Origin of the sequence: Phreatobacter aquaticus, from assembly GCF_005160265.1 — a bacterium.
GTDB lineage: Bacteria > Pseudomonadota > Alphaproteobacteria > Rhizobiales > Phreatobacteraceae > Phreatobacter > Phreatobacter aquaticus.
On sequence record NZ_CP039865.1, the window covers coordinates 996706 to 1016035 of the forward strand.

The window sequence follows — 19330 nt, forward strand, 5'->3', positions numbered from 1 at the left end:
GGCGAAACGCCTCGCGATAGCCTTGCGCCAACGCAAACGGCCCGGGACAGGGCCCGGGCCGTGGCAAAGTGGAATGTGGATCCGATCAGAAGCGGTAGTTCACGCCCGTGCGGATCTGGTGACCTTCGAAGCCCATGCGCGGGGTGCCAACAATGTTGGTGTAGTCGGCGCGCGTCAGGCCCGTGTAGCGATATTCCAGCAGGCCGGAAATGTTGCGGGTGAACATGTACTCGCCGCCGAGGCCGGCGGTCCAGCCGACCAGCGAACGCGACTGGCTGACGATGAGCGGGCTGTTCTCGTGGGCCCGGACATTGCCGAGGGCGAGACCTGCGGTGCCGTAGATCAGCATGTTGTCCTGCACCAGATAGCCGAGACGGCCGCGCAGCGAGCCGCTCCAGTTCTGGCTGGCACGCACGTCGATCGGCCCTGCTGCCACATAGCGACGGCTGATGCCGCCGTAGGAAAGGTCGGCAACGCCACCGACGACGAAGCGGTTGATCTGGTAGTCATAGCCGGCCTGGACGCCGCCGAGCAGGCCCGAGGCGCCGCCCATGGCATAGCCGGCAGTGTTGTTGAAGCGCGAGCCGAAGCCGAGGCCGAGATGGGCACCGACATAGAAGCCGGTCCAGACGCCAGCCGGCGCGATCACCGGTGAATAGACGGCGTCCGGAATAGCCCGGCGGCCCGAGAGGTCGGCGGCCATGGCCGGTGAGGCGAGGGTGGCGGCGATCGCCGTTGCCCAGATCACTTTTTTCATCGTCAACTCCTGTCCAACGAACGCCACTGGAGGTCGCCCCCTCAGCCGTCCCTATCGAAAGCGGTGAACGAACTATAACCGCATTCGTTCGCATTTTCGCGTCTTCGCTGGCACCGTCGTTAATGGAGCGTTACCAATGCGGCTTCCGCGATCGCATCTCTGCGACGGATACAGTCATTTTCATTGCAATCTGACTGAAATGAGACGCGATTTCGGCGGCCACAGTTGGAAATAATGTGTTACAATCTAGTATCGTGCCGTTAAATGCTACAATCCGGATAAATGTTGCTGTAGATTTACGCTCATTCGTGTCGTGATCGTGGCAATCGTGCGGCGGCTCAGGGTCTCCCCAAGTCGATCCACGCGCGAACAGCGGCACCTCACCTGGCAGGGCATCCCTCGAGCCGCCTGCCCAAGGTGAAGCGCTCCGCACTGCTGCGGCATCCAGGCATTTCCGCCCGCACACGCACCGTGGCAGGAAGGCGGCCGGAACCCCATCTTCGATCCTCACCCGACACATTCATCGAAGGCCGCGACCATGACCTCCCCCCAGGCCTCAGCCGATAGGCCCGCCCAAATCGCCCTCGTGACCGGCGGAGCCGTCCGTGTCGGCCGCGCCATCGTCCTGGCTCTCGCGGATGCCGGCTATGCCGTGGTCATTCACGCCAACCGCTCGCTAGCCGAAGCAGAACAGCTGGCGGTCGACATTCGCGAGCGCAGTGGGCGGGCCGCGACCGTTTCAGCCGATCTCGCCGAGCCCGACGCCGTCGATGCCTTGATTGCCAAGGCGGCACGCCCCTTCGGCCCACTCACGCTGCTGGTCAACAGCGCGAGCGCCTTCGAGGAGGACCATATCGGCAATCTCACCCGCGACCGCTGGAACCGGCAGTTTCGGGTCAACCTGCAGACACCCGCATTCCTGGCCCAGGATTTCGCCGCGCAGGCGCCGCGGGGTTCCGCCATCGTCAATATCGTCGACCAGCGGGTGTTCAAACCGACGCCGCAATTCTTCTCCTACACGCTGACCAAGATCGGCCTTGCGGCGGCAACCAAGACCATGGCCCAGGCGCTCGGACCGGCCATCCGCGTGAACGCGGTCGCGCCAGGCCCGACACTTGCCAACACACGGCAGGATCCCGGCGACTTCCGCCAGCAGGCTGAAGCAACGATCCTCGGCCACGCGAGCCCTCCCGAGGCGATTGCCGAGGCTGTCGTCTATCTCGCGGGAGCAACATCGGTGACGGGCCAGGTGCTGGCGGTCGATGCCGGCCAGCATCTGATCTGGCAGTCGGCCGATGTGTGGGGCATCAAGGAATGAACCCGATTCGCGAGCCATGAGCCGAAAGCCCGGAACCATCGATATCGATCCCGATCTCGCCGACCTCGACCCCGTCGAAGCCGACGAGGCTGAGGAGCTCGCGCTCGATCTGGTGCCTGAGGACGAAGCAGCACCAGCGCCCGGACCGCTGGCCGCCGGCATCGATGTCATCAAGCAGGCGGTAAGGCATGCCCCGAAGGGACCCGGCGTCTATCGCATGATCGGTGCGAACGGCGACGTGCTCTATGTCGGCAAGGCCAAGTCGATCGCCAAGCGGGTGATCTCCTATGCCCGCCCGACCGGCCTTGTCAGCCGCATTGCCCGCATGGTGGCCGCGACCAGCGCGATGGAATTCGTCTCGACCAAGACCGAGACGGAAGCGCTGCTGCTCGAAGCCAATCTGATCAAGCAGCTTCGCCCGCGCTTCAACGTGCTGATGCGCGACGACAAGTCGTTCCCCTATATCCTGATCACCGCCGACCATTCCGCGCCGCGTATCGTCAAACATCGGGGCGCGCGCTCCATGAAGGGCGACTATTTCGGCCCCTTCGCCTCGGCTGGCGCCGTCGGCCGCACGATCAATGCCCTGGAGCGCGCCTTCCTCATCCGCTCCTGCTCCGACCCCGTCTTCGAGAGCCGCACGCGGCCTTGCTTGCTGTTCCAAATCAAGCGCTGCTCGGGTCCCTGCACCGGCGAGATCGACCAGACCGGCTATGACGAGCTGGTCAAGGAAGCCAAGCTGTTCCTGTCGGGGCGCAGCAGCACGGTGAAGCAGGTTCTGGCCACCCAGATGGAGCAGGCTTCCGCCGATCTCGAATTCGAGAGCGCGGCCGTCTATCGCGACCGACTGGCGGCCTTGTCAGCGATCCAGTCGACGCAAGGCATCAACCCGCGCGGCGTCGAGGAGGCCGATGTCTTCGCCGCCACCCAGCAGGGCGGCCAGACCTGCATCGAGGTCTTCTTCTTCCGGACCGGCCAGAACTGGGGCAACCGCGCCTATTACCCCCGGGCCGACCGCTCGATGGAGCCCGCCGAGGTCCTCGGACCCTTCGTCGCCCAGTTCTATGACGACCGTCCCCCGCCGAGCCTTGTCCTGCTGTCGCACGACGTCGAGGACCAGGGCCTGCTTGCCGAGGCGCTGTCGACGCGCGCCGGCCGACGCATCGAAGTGGCCACCCCCAAGCGCGGGGAGAAGAAGGATCTGGTCGATCACGCGGCCCAGAACGCCCGCGAGGCGCTTGGCCGCAAGCTTGCCGAGAGCGCTTCCCAGATGAAGCTGCTGACCGGGCTGGCCGAGGCCTTCGGACTGGAAAAGCCGCCACGGCGCGTCGAGGTCTATGACAACTCGCACATCATGGGCACCAATGCGGTGGGCGGCATGATCGTGGCCGGCCCCGAAGGCTTCCGGCGCAAGGACTACCGCACCTTCAACATCAAGTCGGATATCGCCCCCGGTGACGATTTCGGCATGATGCGCGAGGTTCTGTCGCGACGGTTCAAGCGGCTCTTGAAGGACGGTGCCGCCGCGGAGACTGAAGCCAGCGTCGACGATGAGGCGGAATCCGCCTGGCCAGACCTGGTGCTGATCGACGGTGGCCAGGGGCAACTGACCGCCGCCCGGCAGATCCTGACCGATCTCGGAATCGACAACGTGCCGCTGGTCGGCATTGCCAAGGGCCGCGACCGCGAAGCCGGGCGCGAGACCTTCTTCATTCCAGGCCGCGAGCCATTCCGGCTCGAACTGCGCGATCCCGTGCTCTATTTCGTCCAGCGCCTGCGCGACGAGGCCCATCGCTTCGCCATCGGGGCCCATCGCGGCAAGCGCAAGAAGGACATCAAGGATGCCGGCCTTGCCGAAATCGCCGGCATCGGCCCGTCACGCAAGCGCGCGCTGCTCAATCATTTCGGCACGCTGAAGGCGATCGAGCGAGCAAGCCTCGACGACCTGCAGGGCGCGCCGGGTGTCAACGCCGCGACCGCCAAGGCAGTCTTCGACTTCTTCCACCCCAACGCCTGAAGGCTCAGGCGCCAGCCGCACGCGCCTCTTCGATCAACCGGCGCGTCGCGGTCTCGATGTCGTGCTCGAGCCGCGCGGCGAAGTCCTCGGGAGGGAGCCCAGGTGGAATCGGGGGCAGGAACTCGACCAGCACCTTGCCAGGCCTACGGATGATCGAGCGGCGGCGCCAGAACAGCCCGGCATTGAGCGCGACAGGCTGACAGGGAACACCGAGCTCCGAATAGAGATGGGTCACGCCGAACTTGTAGTCGGGCGGCGCATCAACCGCGCGGCGCGTGCCTTCCGGAAAGATCATCACCTGATGGCCACGGGCCACGGCGCGCTTCGCGCCGTCGGTGATCGATGCCAATGCCACACCCTTCTTGCCGCGATCGACTGGAATCTGGTCGGCCTTCCAGATCAGCCAGCCGAACAGCGGCACATAGGCGAGTTCGCGCTTGTAGACATAGGCCGGACGGCGAAAATGCAGGAAGAAGGCGAACGTCTCCCAGGCCGACTGGTGCTTGGCCGCGACCAGGATCGGACCGTCCGGAATGTTCTGGGCACCCCGGAACTCATAGGTCGTGCCGCAGATGACCCTGAGTGCCCAGAGATTGCCGACCCCCCAGACCAGCCCGATGAACAGGATCGGCCGTGACGTTGGCCACAGCAGGAAGGGCAGGATCACCACCATCAGCAGCAGCGTCCAGAGGTAGAAAAAGAGGTTGTAGACGAGCGAACGCAACAACAGCATCAGGCGGTTTCCCCCCGCCTTGGCCGGCGGTTATCGTGAGGCCGAGCGCACGGGGCGCAGGTCAGCCGTTGGCGGGTCGAGCCGTAACCGTACGGCAGCCAGCAGATATTTGGCATATTCGAAGCTGAGAATCTTCAGGCTTGGAATGTCTTTCCACCAGGCAGTGGTCTTCACCGCGCCACTCGGTACGGGATAGGCGACCAACTGGACATCGGGCAGGACGCGCTGCAGTTCCAGCATGGTGCGCGGCATGTGATAGCCCGACGTCACGACCAATACCGACTTGAAGGCATGAAGCCTGACCCAGCGGGCGGTTTCCATGGCGTTGCCGACCGTATTCAGAGCCCGGTGATCGAGATCGATACAGCACCGCATCATCGCAGCGGCGGCCGGTACGACGCGGGCGATCTCCCGCTCACCGACCATGGGATTGACCCCGCTGATGAGCAGGCGCCGGCCATGGCCGGTGCCAAGCAGCCCGACGGCATCGGAAATCCGCGACGATCCCCCGGTCATGGCCACAATGGCCTCGGTTTGCAAACCGGCCAGGTCCGGGCCTCTTGTCGCGGACCGGGCAAAGATCGGAAAGCCCGCGGCGAGACCAACGGCAGAGGCGGTGAGCAGCAGCATGATGGAGCGAAGCCGCCAGCGCGCCCGCCTCGGTTGACCGGCGGCGGGAGGGTGATCGGGCGCCACGCCGAGGGTGGCGGATGTGCGCGGCAGCGACATTGGGCTGATCATAGCATCGAATGAGGCGGTGACGAGACAGGACTGCGGCGGGCAGCCATGGTGCTTGCCGGGGTCTTAACGATCAGCCCTCGGGCAAAGGGCGGAGATTGACCGGCAGCCTCACGGCTGGTGTGGTCGCACCCGGAGGATCCCCCTATGAAAGCCGTGCTCTGCAAGACGTTCGGGCCACCCGAGTCCCTGGTCATCGAGGAAATGCCCGATCCAGTGGCCGGTCCCGGCGAGGTCGTTGTCGCCGTGACCGCCGTCGGCCTCAACTTCTTCGACAATCTGGTCATCAAGAACATGTACCAGATCAAGCCGCCCATGCCCTTCTCGCCCTGCTCGGAATTCGCCGGCCGCGTGGCGAGCCTCGGTGAGGGGGTGACGCGTTTCAAGGTCGGCGACCGGGTCGCCGGCAATGTGCCCTTCGGCGCGGCCCGCACCCATCTGGTCGCCAAGGCGGCCATGCTCGCGCCGATCCCCTCGGCGCTGACCGACGACCAGGCCGCAGGCCTGGTGATCACCTATGGTACGACCATCCACGCGCTCAAGGACCGCGCGAAGCTGCAGCCCGGCGAGACGCTGGCCGTTCTGGGTGCCGCGGGTGGTGTCGGTCTCGCCGCCATCGAGCTCGGCAAGGCCATGGGCGCCCGGGTGATTGCCTGCGCCTCCTCGCCCGAGAAACTCGCCTTCTGCAAGGCGCATGGCGCCGACGAGGTGATCGACTACTCGAAGGAAGACCTGAAGGAGCGCCTGCGTGCGCTGACCGACGGCAAGGGCGTCGATGTCGTCTATGATCCTGTCGGCGACAAATATGCCGAGCCTGCGATCCGGGCGCTCGCGTGGGAAGGTCGCTATCTGGTGATCGGCTTTGCCGGCGGCGAGATCCCGAAGATTCCGCTCAACCTGACGCTGCTCAAGAGTTCGGACATCCGCGGCGTATTCTGGGGCGAATATGCCCGCCGCAATCCGGAAGCCAATGCCGCCAATCTGGCCGAAGTGGCCCGCCTGACGGCGGAGGGCAAGCTCTCGCTCCACGTCCACGCGACCTATCCGCTGGAACGGATCGCCGATGGCCTCAACGAGCTGCTGACCCGCAAGGCCCAGGGCAAGGTGATCCTGAAGCCCTGAGGTCCGCCCGGAACCGGATCAGCCGGCGATGGCAGATACGGTTGCCGGCGACATCAGGTCGGCTTCGGCGTCTGCGCGATCCCGTTCGGTCTCGGCGATCAGATGGACATGGACTTCGTCGGCCTTCTTCATCTGGGCAAGCCGCGCGAGAGCGCGCGGCGACGCCGGCGACCGTCCAGCCCAGACAGCGACGCGCACGTCACCCTCGCGGCGCGCCAGCACGATGATCGCGCCCTCATAGGCAGGGGCCTCACCCGCTTCATAGACCGTTGTCAGATAGCGCCGGCCCGAAATGCCGCGCCAGCCATGGAAGCGCGAGCGGATTCCGGCGGCGGCCAGTGCCTGCGGCTGGCCTGCGTCAAAGGCATGGATGATTCGGCGCGTGTTCATGAGAACATAATGAGAACTTTCGAGAGCCATGGTCAAGCGTGACCTACCCCCGGAACAATCCTAATGCCCCACCGCCAGGGTCCCGCGCTGGCGCGGATCGGCAGCGCCGGTCCAGCCCTCGGCGGTGGCCAGAATGGCGTTCACATTGCCGAAGGCCGGACGCGGCATGATCCGGTGGCCGCGTGCTGCCAAGAGCCGCAGCGTATCCACCGACACACCCTGCTCGACGTCGATTGCGTCCGGCAGCCATTGGTGATGGATCCGCGGCGCGGCCACCGCCTCGGCGATGTTCATGCCGTGATCCACGACATTGAGGATCGTCTGCAATGTGATCGTGATGATGCGGCTGCCGCCCGGCGATCCCGTGACCATGGCCACCTTGCCGTCGCGAAACAGGATCGTCGGCGTCATCGAGGAGAGCGGCCGCTTGCCCGGTCCCGGCAGGTTGGCGGAACCCTGCACCAACCCAAACGCATTGGATGCCCCCGCCTTGGCAGCGAAATCGTCCATCTCGTTGTTCAGGATGATGCCGGTGCCGTCCGCGACCAGCCCGAGGCCATAGGAGAAGTTGAGCGTGTAGGTATTGGCGACCGCATTGCCGAAGCGGTCGACCACGGAGAAGTGGGTCGTCTGCTCGCCCTCATAGGGCGCCGGATCGCCCGGGCGGATATCGACGGAGGGCCGGGCCCGATCAGGGTTGATCGAGGGCCGGAGCGCAGCCGCATAGGCGCGGGACGTCAGACCGGCCACCGGGACCTGCACGCTGTCGGGATCGCCGAGATAGCGGGCACGGTCGGCATAGGCGAGTTTCATCGCCTCAACCATCAGGTGGATCGACTCGGCGCTGTTGTGGCCCCGGCTGCCGAGATCCATCGGCTCCAGCAGGTTGAGGAGCTGGACCAGATGGACGCCACCCGATGAGGGCGGCGGCATGGAGGCAATTTCGTAGCCCTTGTAGCGGCCCCGCACGACCTCGCGGATCACCGGCCGGTAGCCGCTGAGATCGGCGGCGGTCATGATGCCGCCATGGGCGGCAAGTGCGGCCACGATCCGCTCGGCGGTGGCCCCGTCATAGAAGCCGGCGGGTCCGCGCTGGGCGACCGCCTCCAGCGATCGCGCCAGGTCCGCCTGGACAAGCGTTTCGCCACGGCGAGGCGCGCTGCCGTCGGGCTTCAGGAAGATGCGCTGCGAGGCAGGAAACCGTTGGAAGCGCGGGGCGGCGCGGGGAAGGCTGTCGGCGAGGTCCTCGTCGACGACGATACCCTCGCGAGCAAGCGTGATGGCCGGCTGGATCAGCTGGGCCAGTGTGAAGCGGCCCGAGCCATAGCGCTTGTGGGCCTCGGCGAGCCCCGCGACCGTGCCCGGCACGCCGGCCGCCAGTCCGGAATCGCGCGACAATCTCGGGTCAGGCTCGCCATTGGGCCCAAGGAACATGGTCGGGGTGGAGGCCGCCGGCGCGGTCTCGCGATAGTCGATGGCAACCGTCCTGTTACCTTCCGCGAGATGGACAAGCATGAACCCGCCGCCGCCGATATTGCCGGCGCGCGGCAGCGTGACCGCCAGCGCGAAGCCGACCGCAACCGCGGCGTCCACCGCATTGCCCCCGCGTTCCAGCACCTGCACACCGATGCGCGAGGCCTTCGCCTCCTGGCTCGCCACCATGCCGTTCGGCGCGATCACCGGAAGGGTGCGCGCCGCATCCGAGATGATCGGCCACTGAGCCGGTGGCTGCGGCGCCGGCTGGGCCAGTGCCGCATGGCACGCCAGGGCAAGCGCTGCGGCCAACGCCGGCAGCCGCGCAATGTGGCGGCGGCAAATCTCGATCTGGTAGCCCATCGCTGCGATCCTCGTTCGTCGCATGGCCGGTCGCCCGAATGGCCCCTCTTGGCAAGCCGCCGGCAAAAGCCATGATGCGCGACCTTCGCACGCTCTGGCGCGCGAATCACCACATGCGCGAGACAACCATGGCCGCCCCTGATCGCCTGCCGCCCATTTCGCCCGCGGACTACACGCCCGAGCAGGAAGAGGCCGCGGCCGACTTCCGCCGGCGCCGCGGCGTCGAGCCGTTCGGCCCCTATGCCCCGCTCATGCGGTCGCCCAAGGTGATGATCGATGTCGAGGCACTCGGACGACGCCTGCGCTACGGCTCGTGCCTGCCGGAAGACCTCAAGGAACTGGCGATCTGCCAGGTCGCTCGGTCCTATTCGCAGCAGTTCGAATGGTCCGTCCACGCCATGGAGGCAGAGAAGGCCGGCGTCCCGAAGCCTCTGCTAGCGGCCCTTGCCGATGGCCGCCGTCCCGACGACATGACCGCCGATGAGGCCCTCATCTACGATTGCGTGGCCGAGCTCCTGTCCACCAAGCGCTGGTCTGACACGACCTATGCGCGCGTCGTCGCCCGCCACGGCGAACAGGGCGCGGTCGAGATTCCGACCCTGATCGGCATCTATTCCCTGCTGGCCCTGGTGCTCAATGTCGGCCGCACGCCAGCCGACGGCGCGGAAGGCCTTGCTCGTTGGCCCGAATAGGGCCAAGGCGAGGGGGACGAGGCGGCGCCTCCTCGACTGGTGCCATCAACGTCCTCACCCCGCCGGACCGCTAGCATTGCTGGCCGGCCTATTCTCGATAGGGTCACTCCATGCAATCCCCCGTGCTGGATACTGACGAAGCCCCTGCCGCGCCGGCCCCGCGATCGGCCATTGCCGGCTGGGTGCTGTTCGACTGGGCAGCTCAGCCCTATTTCACCCTCATCAACACCTTCGTCTACGCGCCGTTCTTTGCCAGCGCCGTCGCGGCCAATCCGGTCGAGGGCCAGGCCATGTGGGGGTTCGCCACCGCAACAGCCGGTGTCGCCATCGCCCTGCTCTCGCCGATCCTCGGGGCGATCGCCGACGCCGCCGGCCGCCGCAAGCCGTGGATCGCCTTCTTCGGCCTGTTCCTGGTGGCGGGCGCGACGCTGCTGTGGTTCGGACGGCCCGGCGCACCCGACACTGTCGCCATCGTGCTGATCGCCTTCGTGCTGGCGACCATCGGGGCGGAATTCGCCACCGTCTTCAACAATTCCATGATGCCCAATCTGGTGCCACCCGAGCGGATGGGCCGACTGTCCGGCCTCGGCTGGGCGATCGGCTATGTCGGCGGCATGGTCTCGCTCATCCTGATGCTTGGCTTCCTGGTGGCAAGCCCCGAGACCGGCAAGACGCTGCTCGGCTTCACGCCACTGTTCGGCCTCGATCCGCTTGGCCGCGAGGGCGACCGGGCCGCCGGCCCGCTGACCGCGCTGTGGTTCATCGCCTTCGTGATCCCGCTGTTCCTGTTTACGCCCGACGCACCGGCCCGGATGCCGCTGAAACAGGCCGCCAGAACCGGCATCCACAATCTCGTCGCGACGCTGCGCGAGGTCCGCCAGTACCGGAACGTCATGGCCTTCCTGATCGCCAACATGATCTACATGGACGGCCTGATCGCCCTGTTCGCACTCGGCGGCATCTATGCGGCAGGCGTGTTCGGATGGACGACGATCGAGATCGGCCTGTTCGGCATGCTGTTGACCATCACCGGCACGGCCGGCGCGCTCTATGGCGGCAGGCTCGACGATCTCATCGGCTCCAAACCGGTGATCCTTGGCTCCATCGCCTTCCTGACGCTTGCGACCTTCGCGATCCTGCTGATCGGGCCGGGCCACATCTTCTTCATCTTCGAGACGGCCAAGCCGATGCCGGGCGACGGCCTGTTCGCGACCGGGCCCGAGCGCGTCTATCTGCTGCTCGGCGGCGTGATGGGGGCGGCGGCCGGGCCGCTGCAGGCCGCCTCGCGCTCCCTGCTGGTGCGGCTCGCCCCGCGCGACCAGATCGGCCAGTTCTTCGGGCTGTTCGCACTGTCCGGCAAGGTGACGGCCTTTGTCGGCCCGTTCGTGTCCAGCGTCGTCACGCTCTGGCTCAACGATCAGCGCGCCGGCCTCGGCGTGCTGCTGGTCATGTTCTGCATCGGCGCGACTATCCTGAGCCAGGTCAGGACGACGGAGCCGACAGCTTGAGACCGATCAGGTCTTCAGCCGATAGCCGGTCTTGAAGATCCAGGCGACCACGGCAATGCAGGCGCCGAGAAAGACCAGCGTCATGGCAAGGCTGATGGCAATGTGGACATCGGCCCGTCCGTAGAAGCTCCAGCGGAAGCCGCTGATGAGATAGACGACCGGGTTGAACAGGCTGACCTTCTGCCAGAAGGGCGGAAGCATGCTGATCGAGTAGAAACTGCCCCCGAGGAACGTCAGCGGCGTGACGACGAGCAGCGGAATGAGCTGTAGCTTCTCGAATCCATCGGCCCAGATGCCGATGATGAAGCCGAACAGGCTGAAGGTGACCGCCGTCAGCACCAGGAAGACCAGCATCCAGACCGGATGCTCGATCCTGAGCGGCACGAACAGCGCGGCTGTCGCCAGGATGATCAGCCCGAGAATGATCGACTTGGTGGCGGCAGCCCCGACATAGCTGATTGCGATCTCCAGATAGGACACCGGCGCCGACAACAATTCGTAGATCGTGCCGGTGAACTTGGGGAAATAGATGCCGAACGACGCGTTGGCGATGCTCTGCGTCAGAAGCGACAGCATGATCATGCCGGGCACGATGAAGGCGCCATAGGGAACACCGTCGATCTCGGTCATGTGCGAGCCGATGGCGGCGCCAAACACCACGAAATACAGCGAGGTCGAGAGCACCGGCGAGATGATGCTCTGCATTAGCGTGCGCCAGGTGCGCGCCATCTCGAAACCGTAGATCGCCTGGACTGCGGTGATGTTCATCGGCGGGTGCTCACAAGATCGACGAAAATGTCCTCAAGGGAGCTCTGCCTGGTGCTGAGGTCCTTGAACCGGATGTTGAGGTCGCCGAGATCCTGCAACAGCGCGGTGATGCCGGTACGCTCGCCGCGGGTGTCGTAGCTATAGGTAAGCTCGGTGCCGTCGGCCGACAGCTCCAACTTGTAGGCCGCAAGTTCCGGCGGGAGCGCCGGCAGGGCGGCCTGCAGCTGCAGGGTCAGCTGCTTGCGGCCGAGCTTGCGCATCAGTTCGGCCTTCTCCTCAACGAGGATCAGTTCGCCGCCACTGATCACGCCGATCCGGTCGGCCATGTCCTCGGCTTCCTCGATGTAGTGCGTCGTCAGGATGATGGTGACACCCGTGGCGCGCAGCCCACGCACCATCTCCCACATGTCGCGGCGCAACTCGACATCGACGCCGGCGGTTGGCTCATCGAGGAACAGGATGTCGGGCTCGTGTGACAGCGCCTTGGCGATCATCACCCGGCGCTTCATGCCGCCCGACAGCGTCATGATCTTGCTGTCCTTCTTGTCCCACAGGGACAGGTCGCGCAGCACCTTCTCGATATGGGCGGGGTTGGCCCGCTTGCCGAACAGGCCCCGGCTGAATGTGACCGTCGCCCAGACGCTCTCGAAGGAATCGGTGTGCAGTTCCTGCGGCACCAGTCCGATCTTCGAGCGTGCGGCACGATAGTCGGCGACAATGTCGTGGCCATCGGCGGTCACAGTGCCGGTCGAGGCGTTGACGATGCCGCAGATGATGCTGATCAGCGTCGTCTTGCCAGCACCATTGGGGCCGAGCAGGGCAAAGATTTCGCCTCGGCGGATGTCGAGGTCGACGCCCTTGAGGGCCTGGAACCCGGACGCATAGGTCTTGGAGAGATTGGATATCGAGATGATGGGCTGCATACGCCCCTATATAGGGCGCCTGGCCGGATGCGCAGCACCACGCTGGCAGAATTGCCGCACCCTATCGACAAAACATGTTTTGCTACAATATCGTTGCCGGGCCCAAAGAAGACTGGACACATGCCCGGCGTTTCCCCCGACGCACATTCACCGCTCATTCTTGGAATTGCTGGACTGCCCGGAAGCGGCAAGTCGTGCCTTATCACGTCGGTTCTCGGCCACGGCCGATCCATTCTCGACGACATCAACAACGACTGGGCCGACGGTATCGCGCGTGCTCGCGCCGCGCTGGGGGCCGCGCAGCCGCTCATTGTGTCCGATATCATGTTCTGCCATGCGGGTTGGCGTCAGCGCCTGGCGGACGAACTTGGCCAGGCCGTCGACTGGACCTATTTCGCCAATGATCCCGTCCAGTGCGCGCGCAATTGCACCCGCCGCATCGCGGCCGGCGACGGGTCGCGAACGCTGACCCACGAACTCCGCATGATCGAGATCCTGTCAAAGATCTACCGGCCGGCAGGAGAGGTCAGGCCTGTCTACCGGCCGCCGGCTGGCTGATTGTCAGCCTCAGCTCCGCCCACCCCAGGGCGCCGTCTGAGGATAACCCGGCGCCGGTTGGGCCTGTGCCTGCGGCATCACCATCTCGACAAAGGCGGCCGTGCCGGTGACGCTGACCATCAGCATCGACTTGCCGAGGGTCTCATAGTCGATGTCGATCCCGACGATCGCATTGGCGCCGAGCCGCTGCGCTTCCGCGATCATTTCCTGGAACGCCGTGTTGCGCCCGTCGCGCAGCACCGTCTCGTAGGACCCGGCCCGGCCGCCGACGATGTCGCGGATTGAGGCGAAGAAGTCGCGGAAGATGTTGGCACCGAGGATCACCTCGCCGGTGACGATGCCCTGGTAGCGGATGATGCGGCCGCCCTCGATGGTCGGCGTCGTGGTCAGAAGCATGGAGTCCTCCTCAATGGCGACCGATTCTGCCGAACCAATGTATCGCTGATATGGCGCGACAACAGGGGGCCTGTGACGATCCGTCAGTGCCTGAAATGGCGGACGCCGGTGAACACCATGGCGAGACCGGCCGCATCGGCTGCGTCGATCACCTCCTGGTCGCGCATCGAGCCGCCGGGCTGGATCACCGCCGTAGCCCCTGCCTCGACCGCGGCAAGCAACCCATCCGCGAACGGGAAGAATGCGTCGGAGGCGACCACCGATCCCTTGGTGAGCGGAATGGTCCAGCCGCCGGCAACTGCCGCATCCTCGGCCTTGCGGGCAGCGATCCGGGCCGAATCCACCCGGCTCATCTGTCCGGCGCCAATGCCGACCGTCGCCCCATCCTTGGCATAGACGATCGTGTTCGACTTGACGTGCTTGGCAACGCGGAAGGCGAAGCGCAGGTCGGTCAGTTCCTGCGGCGTCGGCGCGCGCTTGGTGACGACCTTCAGTTGCAGGTCATCGACCACCGCGTTGTCGCGCGACTGGACCAGAAGACCGCCTGCCACCGTCTTGACCGTGATCCCCGCCGCCTTCGGATCGGGCAGGCCGCCAGCCAGCAGCAGGCGCAGATTCTTCTTGGTCGCGAGGATGGCCTTGGCCTCGTCCGTCGCATCGGGTGCGATGATCACCTCGGTCAGGATCTGGACGATCTTGCGGGCCGCCTCCGCATCGAGCGTGCGGTTCAATGCGATGATGCCGCCGAAGGGTGAAACCGGATCGCAGGCGAAGGCCTTCTCATAGGCCTCAAGCAGGGTCGATGCCTCGGCAACGCCGCAAGGATTGGCGTGTTTGATGATCGCGACCGCTGCAGTGCGCGCCGGATCGAACTCGCCGATCAGCTCATAGGCGGCGTCGGTATCGTTGATGTTGTTGTAGGAGAGTTCCTTGCCCTGCAGCTGGCGAATGGTTGCCACGCCCGGCCGGGCATTCGGGCCCTGCGGAGTCTTGTAGAACGCCGCCCACTGGTGGGGGTTCTCGCCATAGCGCAGGCCTTGAGCCAGCGTGCCACCGAAGGCGCGATAAGGCGTCGCGGTCTCGTCGAGCTCGTTGAACAGCCAGTTGGAAATGGCGGCGTCATAGGCGGCCGTCCGGGCATAGGCCTTTGCGGCGAGGCGGCGGCGCAGATCGAGCGTCGTTGCACCGCCATGGGCCTTCATGGCCTCGATGACGCGACCGTAGTCAGCACCATCGACCACGACGGTCACGGCGTCATGGTTCTTGGAGGCCGCGCGAATCATCGCGGGGCCGCCAATGTCGATATTCTCGATCGTGTCGTCCCACGACGCGCCACGCGCGATCGTTGCCTCGAACGGGTAGAGGTTCACGACCAGCAGATCGATCGGCAGGATGCCATGGGTCTTAGCCGCAGCCTCGTGCTCGGCATTGCCGCGAATGGCGAGGAGGCCGCCATGAACCTTCGGGTGCAGCGTCTTGACCCGGCCGTCCATCATCTCCGGGAAGCCGGTGAGATCGGCAACTTCGGTGACCGCAAGGCCTGCGTCCTTCAGGGTCTTGTAGGTGCCTCCCGTCGAGACCAGGGCGACGCCGAGGCCAGCGAGGTCGCGGGCAAAATCGACGATCCCCGCCTTGTCGGAAACCGAGATCAGGGCACGGGCAATGGGGCGATCGGCGGGTGCGGACACGAGGCGCTGTCTCCGGGAGGTCAGGAAGCGCGCGCCTTAGCACGCCCGTGCCGGTGCAGGAACCCGCTTCACTGAGGAAAGTCGAGCCTATCCGCCGCTTTCAGAGCGGCAATTCGGGTTCGGACGGCTGCGGAGCGGCCGCTGGCCGGTCCAGTTTGCGAAAGCCCCAGCGCACCCGCGTCGTGTCGGCGGAATTGGCCTCGATGACCAGTTGCGACGCGCGGCGCGGCCCCTCCGCCATCGCCAGCGACACGCTCGGCTCGATGGCAACCGGCTGGTCGGCGGCAAACACCCAGGCCTCGCCCGCCGGCAGGACCAGCAGGACCGACCGGCCATTCTCGGTCGGGATGGCCTGGACCACGGAATGAAGATGAAATCGCACCGCAAAGGGCTGGCCGGCGCCCTCGATACTGTCCTCGCCATCAAGGCGAAGACCGTCCTCGGCCAGCGCCATCGTCCGGCTGTGCTCGACACCGAAGCGGGCCCGGTAGCCGTCATGGACCGCCGTCAGCGTCAGGCCGCGCCGGCTGACGGCGACGTGCCGCGGCCCGGAGAGGACCGCGCCCTCGATAACGCCACGTGAGGCAAAGCGCATGGATGAACGGTCTGCGACCGATACCGTGGAATGCGCGGCGGTCTTGCGGGCCTCGCGCCGCCAGACGGAGCGGTTGATGGCGGGTGCGCCGCAATTGACCACCAGCATCTGCCGGCCGGCCGAAAGCTCGAAGGACAAGGTCCCGGCATGCGCGCCGATGCTGTAGGCGGCCGGCGGCGGGTGGCCTGCATCGACGATGATGACGGTCTTGCCGGCCTCCAGCCGCTCGAACCCGCTATGCGGCGCCGAGGCAGGAATGTTGCCGCGACTCTCGTCATAGACCAGCGCGGTGGCGACCAGATCGATCGCGGTCGGGCCCATGCCGTTGAAGCGCGCCAGCGATCCATCGCCGAATTGCAGGAACCGCACCATCGGCATCATCCGGTCGACCGCGGTCAGGATCGCGGCGGGCGGTGTGACGTTGCGCGCCGGGAACAGCTGGCGAAGCGGCAGGAGATCGAGGATCAGCCCGACCAGCACGCCGGGATTGCGGCTGACATGACCGCCATCGGCGAGAATCTGGCGGTCGAGCTCCTCAGCCAGCCGGCGGGCCGCCCATTTGAGCAGGCGCTCCTCACCCTCGATGCAGAGCCCCGCGGTGACCAACGCGATCAGCACCGACAAGCGGCCGGCACCGGGTGGCAATCCGACATATTGCGCCTGCAGCAACCGCATCTGGCGCCACAATGACCGGGCAAACCGGCGATAGAAGGCGGGCTCGGCGCCCGCAAGCAGAAGTCCCGATGTCGCGAGCCAGGCCTTCAACCGTTCCGCCATCACCTGCGGCTGCCAGCCGACCGGATGGCTGCGGCCCTGCGCCTCCATCCAGGCAAGGACGAGGCGGCGCGCGGCGTCGCTCGCTTCGGGCGTGCCAGCCGAACGCAGGTGCCGGAGCCAGCCGAACCCGGCCAGCGCCTCCATCCATTCATCCGAAGGAGGCGGTATGGCGAAGGGATCGGAGGTCGTGACCGTCTGGCCGGCAAAGACGTAGACGCCCTCGATGAACTCGTCGGCACGGACCGGGTCGGCGGTCCGCAGTTCCTGCGGCACCAGGATCACGTGCGGTGCCTGGCTCCGTCCGCGCCAGATCCGCATGGAGATGGCGGTGAACGGCAGGGCTCGTGCACCGCGTGCGCGAGCGGAGGCCGCAAGCCTCGTTGCCAGCAGCCGTTCCGAAAACCATGCGAGGGCCGAAAGCCTCAATGCGCCATGTCCGTTTCTGCCGGCGGGGAATCGAATCGGGGGGACCCGGCTGAAAGCTCCTAGAAGCCTTGCTTGGTCACCATCAAGTCATAGCCGCATTTCCAAGCCGTTAACCATTTCGCGCTTTGATGTCGGTGTGCGGCGCGCACTCGATTTGCCCCGCTGATCCTGGAGTTTGTCCCGTGTCCCGATCGGCTGTTGTTGTCGGCGTCGCCGCTCTGGTCTTGGCTGCCTTGCCCGCTCGCGCAGGCGAGACGGTGTCCGGCCGCTATGACATCATGATTGGCGGACTTCAGGTCGGCGTTGCCGGACTTGAAGGGCGCATTTCGGACGAGGCCTATGAAACCTCGATTTCGCTGAGACTGTCGGGCGTCTCGCGCCTGATCGCGTCCGGCCGCGGCACGGCGAGCGCATCGGGCCGCATCTCCGGCGGACGCGCCATACCGGCAAACTACAATCTCACGCTGAACACGACCCAGCAGAACGAAGCGATCCGCATGGCGATGACCGGCGGCGCGATCCGCAGCTTCTCCGCCGAGCCCGAACGCCCGGCCGCCGCCGACCAGGTGCCGGTGACGGCAGCCCATCGCCAGGGCGTGCTCGACCCGCTCGCAGCCGGCCTGTTCTTCGCACCCGGCGCCGGGCCGACCGTCACGGCCGCGGCCTGCGCCAAGACCTTCCCGGTCTTCGACGGGCGCCAGCGCTATGACCTGTCCTTCTCATTTGCCCGCACCGACACGATCAAGGTCGCCGGCTATGAGGGGCCGGTCGTCGTCTGCAATGCGCGGTACCGCGCCATCGCAGGCCATCGTCCGTCCCAGACCCAGGCGATGGAAGCCAACCGGGACATGCAGATCTGGCTGGCACCCATTGCCGGCACGCGCGCCCTGCTGCCGGCCCGCATCTCGATCCGGACGCCCGTCGGCGTCGCGCTGATCGAACCGACCAAGCTTGAACTGGGCAGCCCCTCGACGACCGCCAGCATCAGCCGCTGATGCCAAGAGGGCCGTCCGGTCAAGGACGGCCCCACTGGAGCATCAGCAACCGTGGTCAGCGAGTGAGCGGGCCTTACCGCTCCGCCTGCGCCGGCTGCGCATCGTCGTTCCGCGTCTTCCACAAGGAGACGGCAATGCCGCCGCCGATCAGAAGCACGGTGACGCCGAGCGAGATGGCCGGGTCGACCTTGGCGACGAGCTGGCTCCAGAAGATCTTCACACCGATGAAGACCAGCACCAGGGCCAGCGCATATTTGAGATAGGCGAACCGGTGCACCATGGCCGCGAGAGCGAAATAGAGCGCCCGCAAGCCCAGGATCGCCATGATGTTCGCCGTGTACACGATGAACGTATCCGTGGTGATCGCGAAGATCGCCGGCACCGAATCCACCGCGAAGACAAGGTCGGCGATGTTGATCACGATCAGGGCGAGCAGCAGCGGCGTCGCCCAGACGACGGTCCTGCCCGTCTGGGGATGCGGCTGACGGACCAGGAACTTCTGCCCGTGCAGCTCCGGCGTGACCCGGATATAGCGGCGCAGGAAGTTGATCATCTTGTTGTCGGCCATGTCCGTGTCGTGATCCGGCACCATCAGCATCTTGATGCCGGTACCGACCAGGAACAGGGCGAACACGTAGAGAATCCAGCTGTACTGCTGGACCAGCGCCGCGCCCACGCCGATCATGACGCCTCGCAGCACGATCACCGCCACGATGCCCCAGACGAGCGCCCGGTACTGATACTGGCGGGGAATGGCGAAGAAGCCGAAGATCAGCGAAATCACGAAGACATTGTCGATCGACAGCGCCTTCTCGATGAAATAGCCGGTGAAGAAGGCCATGCCCGCATGGACGCCGTCCTGCGTGACGATGAAGCCCCGCTCATAGGCCCACCAGACGCCGCCGCCATAGACGATGGCAATGACGAAGTAGAAGAGCGAAAGCCACAGGCTTTGCGCAATACCAAGTTCCTTGTCCCGGCGGTTGAGAATGCCGAGGTCAAAGGCGAGAAGGGTGATGACAAGCGTGAAGAAGCCCGCCCACATCCAGAGCGGCTTGCCGATCCAGTCGGCAACAAACATATCCATGATCAA

General features: G+C 65.7%; 17 protein-coding genes and 1 pseudogene. 7 read left to right on the plus strand and 11 right to left on the minus strand.

Annotated features, from left to right (window positions below):
* Positions 1–85: 85 nt before the first annotated feature.
* Positions 86–757 (minus strand): outer membrane protein, encoded by a 672-nt coding sequence (locus E8L99_RS04645; RefSeq protein ID WP_137098449.1) that lies wholly within the window; start codon positions 755–757, stop codon positions 86–88.
* A gap of 538 nt (positions 758–1295) precedes the next feature.
* Here E8L99_RS04645 and E8L99_RS04650 point away from each other — a divergent pair.
* Both E8L99_RS04650 and uvrC read left to right on the plus strand, forming a co-directional pair.
* Positions 1296–2075 carry an SDR family oxidoreductase gene (locus tag E8L99_RS04650; protein ID WP_137098450.1) on the plus strand — a complete coding sequence of 260 codons (780 nt, stop codon included), beginning with the start codon at positions 1296–1298 and terminating at the stop codon, positions 2073–2075.
* A gap of 16 nt (positions 2076–2091) precedes the next feature.
* Positions 2092–4092 carry an excinuclease ABC subunit UvrC gene (gene uvrC, locus E8L99_RS04655; RefSeq protein ID WP_137098451.1) on the plus strand — a complete coding sequence of 667 codons (2001 nt, stop codon included), beginning with the start codon at positions 2092–2094 and terminating at the stop codon, positions 4090–4092.
* A gap of 4 nt (positions 4093–4096) precedes the next feature.
* On the opposite strand, the gene E8L99_RS04660 is transcribed toward uvrC, so the two are convergent.
* Together E8L99_RS04660 and E8L99_RS04665 are read right to left on the minus strand one after the other, a co-directional pair.
* Complete coding sequence (locus tag E8L99_RS04660; protein WP_137098452.1) at positions 4097–4825, minus strand: lysophospholipid acyltransferase family protein; 729 nt, start codon at positions 4823–4825, stop codon at positions 4097–4099.
* A 30-nt stretch (positions 4826–4855) separates the two neighbouring features.
* A complete protein-coding gene (locus tag E8L99_RS04665; RefSeq protein WP_168201569.1) occupies positions 4856–5554 on the minus strand; it encodes a YdcF family protein in 699 nt (232 codons plus the stop codon).
* A 156-nt stretch (positions 5555–5710) separates the two neighbouring features.
* On the opposite strand from E8L99_RS04665, the gene E8L99_RS04670 reads away from it, so the two are divergent.
* The gene (locus E8L99_RS04670) at positions 5711–6685 is read left to right on the plus strand and encodes an NADPH:quinone oxidoreductase family protein (RefSeq protein WP_137098454.1); all 975 of its coding nucleotides are present in this window, start codon (positions 5711–5713) and stop codon (positions 6683–6685) included.
* Between the two features lie 18 nt (positions 6686–6703).
* On the opposite strand, the gene E8L99_RS04675 is transcribed toward E8L99_RS04670, so the two are convergent.
* Both E8L99_RS04675 and ggt read right to left on the minus strand, forming a co-directional pair.
* Entirely contained in the window at positions 6704–7075 is a 372-nt protein-coding gene (locus tag E8L99_RS04675) for a hypothetical protein (protein ID WP_137098455.1), read from the minus strand.
* Positions 7076–7135: 60 nt separating this feature from the next.
* Positions 7136–8911: a gamma-glutamyltransferase gene (gene ggt / locus E8L99_RS04680; RefSeq protein WP_137101956.1), complete on the minus strand. Its 1776-nt coding sequence runs from the start codon at positions 8909–8911 to the stop codon at positions 7136–7138.
* Between the two features lie 128 nt (positions 8912–9039).
* Here ggt and E8L99_RS04685 point away from each other — a divergent pair, with 128 nt between their 5' ends.
* Positions 9040–9603, plus strand: a complete 564-nt coding sequence (locus tag E8L99_RS04685; RefSeq protein ID WP_137098456.1) for a carboxymuconolactone decarboxylase family protein — start codon at positions 9040–9042, stop codon at positions 9601–9603.
* Positions 9604–9713: 110 nt separating this feature from the next.
* Positions 9714–11111 (plus strand): MFS transporter, encoded by a 1398-nt coding sequence (locus E8L99_RS04690; protein ID WP_137098457.1) that lies wholly within the window; start codon positions 9714–9716, stop codon positions 11109–11111.
* Between the two features lie 6 nt (positions 11112–11117).
* On the opposite strand, the gene E8L99_RS04695 is transcribed toward E8L99_RS04690, so the two are convergent.
* Positions 11118–11879: an ABC transporter permease gene (locus E8L99_RS04695; RefSeq protein WP_137098458.1), complete on the minus strand. Its 762-nt coding sequence runs from the start codon at positions 11877–11879 to the stop codon at positions 11118–11120.
* Positions 11876–12802, minus strand: coding sequence for an ABC transporter ATP-binding protein (locus E8L99_RS04700; RefSeq protein ID WP_137098459.1), 927 nt, complete (start codon positions 12800–12802; stop codon positions 11876–11878). Before E8L99_RS04700 ends, E8L99_RS04695 begins: the two co-directional genes overlap by 4 nt.
* 120 nt (positions 12803–12922) lie before the next feature.
* Between E8L99_RS04700 and E8L99_RS04705 the strand changes: the two genes are divergently transcribed.
* On the plus strand, positions 12923–13360 hold the full coding sequence (locus tag E8L99_RS04705) for a hypothetical protein (RefSeq protein WP_137098460.1): 438 nt from the start codon (positions 12923–12925) through the stop codon (positions 13358–13360).
* Between the two features lie 87 nt (positions 13361–13447).
* Here the strand turns inward: E8L99_RS04705 and E8L99_RS04710 are convergent.
* From E8L99_RS04710 to E8L99_RS04720, 3 genes and pseudogenes are all read right to left on the minus strand, one after another.
* A pseudogene (locus E8L99_RS04710) lies at positions 13448–13756 on the minus strand (heavy metal-binding domain-containing protein); the annotation flags it as partial.
* A gap of 83 nt (positions 13757–13839) precedes the next feature.
* Positions 13840–15444 carry a bifunctional phosphoribosylaminoimidazolecarboxamide formyltransferase/IMP cyclohydrolase gene (gene purH / locus E8L99_RS04715; protein WP_137098462.1) on the minus strand — a complete coding sequence of 535 codons (1605 nt, stop codon included), beginning with the start codon at positions 15442–15444 and terminating at the stop codon, positions 13840–13842.
* Positions 15445–15544: 100 nt separating this feature from the next.
* On the minus strand, positions 15545–17242 hold the full coding sequence (locus E8L99_RS04720; protein ID WP_137098463.1) for a heparinase II/III family protein: 1698 nt from the start codon (positions 17240–17242) through the stop codon (positions 15545–15547).
* Between the two features lie 182 nt (positions 17243–17424).
* Here E8L99_RS04720 and E8L99_RS04725 point away from each other — a divergent pair, with 182 nt between their 5' ends.
* Positions 17425–18237, plus strand: a complete 813-nt coding sequence (locus tag E8L99_RS04725) for a DUF3108 domain-containing protein (protein WP_168201570.1) — start codon at positions 17425–17427, stop codon at positions 18235–18237.
* Positions 18238–18310: 73 nt separating this feature from the next.
* On the opposite strand, the gene E8L99_RS04730 is transcribed toward E8L99_RS04725, so the two are convergent.
* Positions 18311–19324 (minus strand): TerC family protein, encoded by a 1014-nt coding sequence (locus E8L99_RS04730; protein ID WP_137098465.1) that lies wholly within the window; start codon positions 19322–19324, stop codon positions 18311–18313.
* Positions 19325–19330 lie beyond the last annotated feature (6 nt).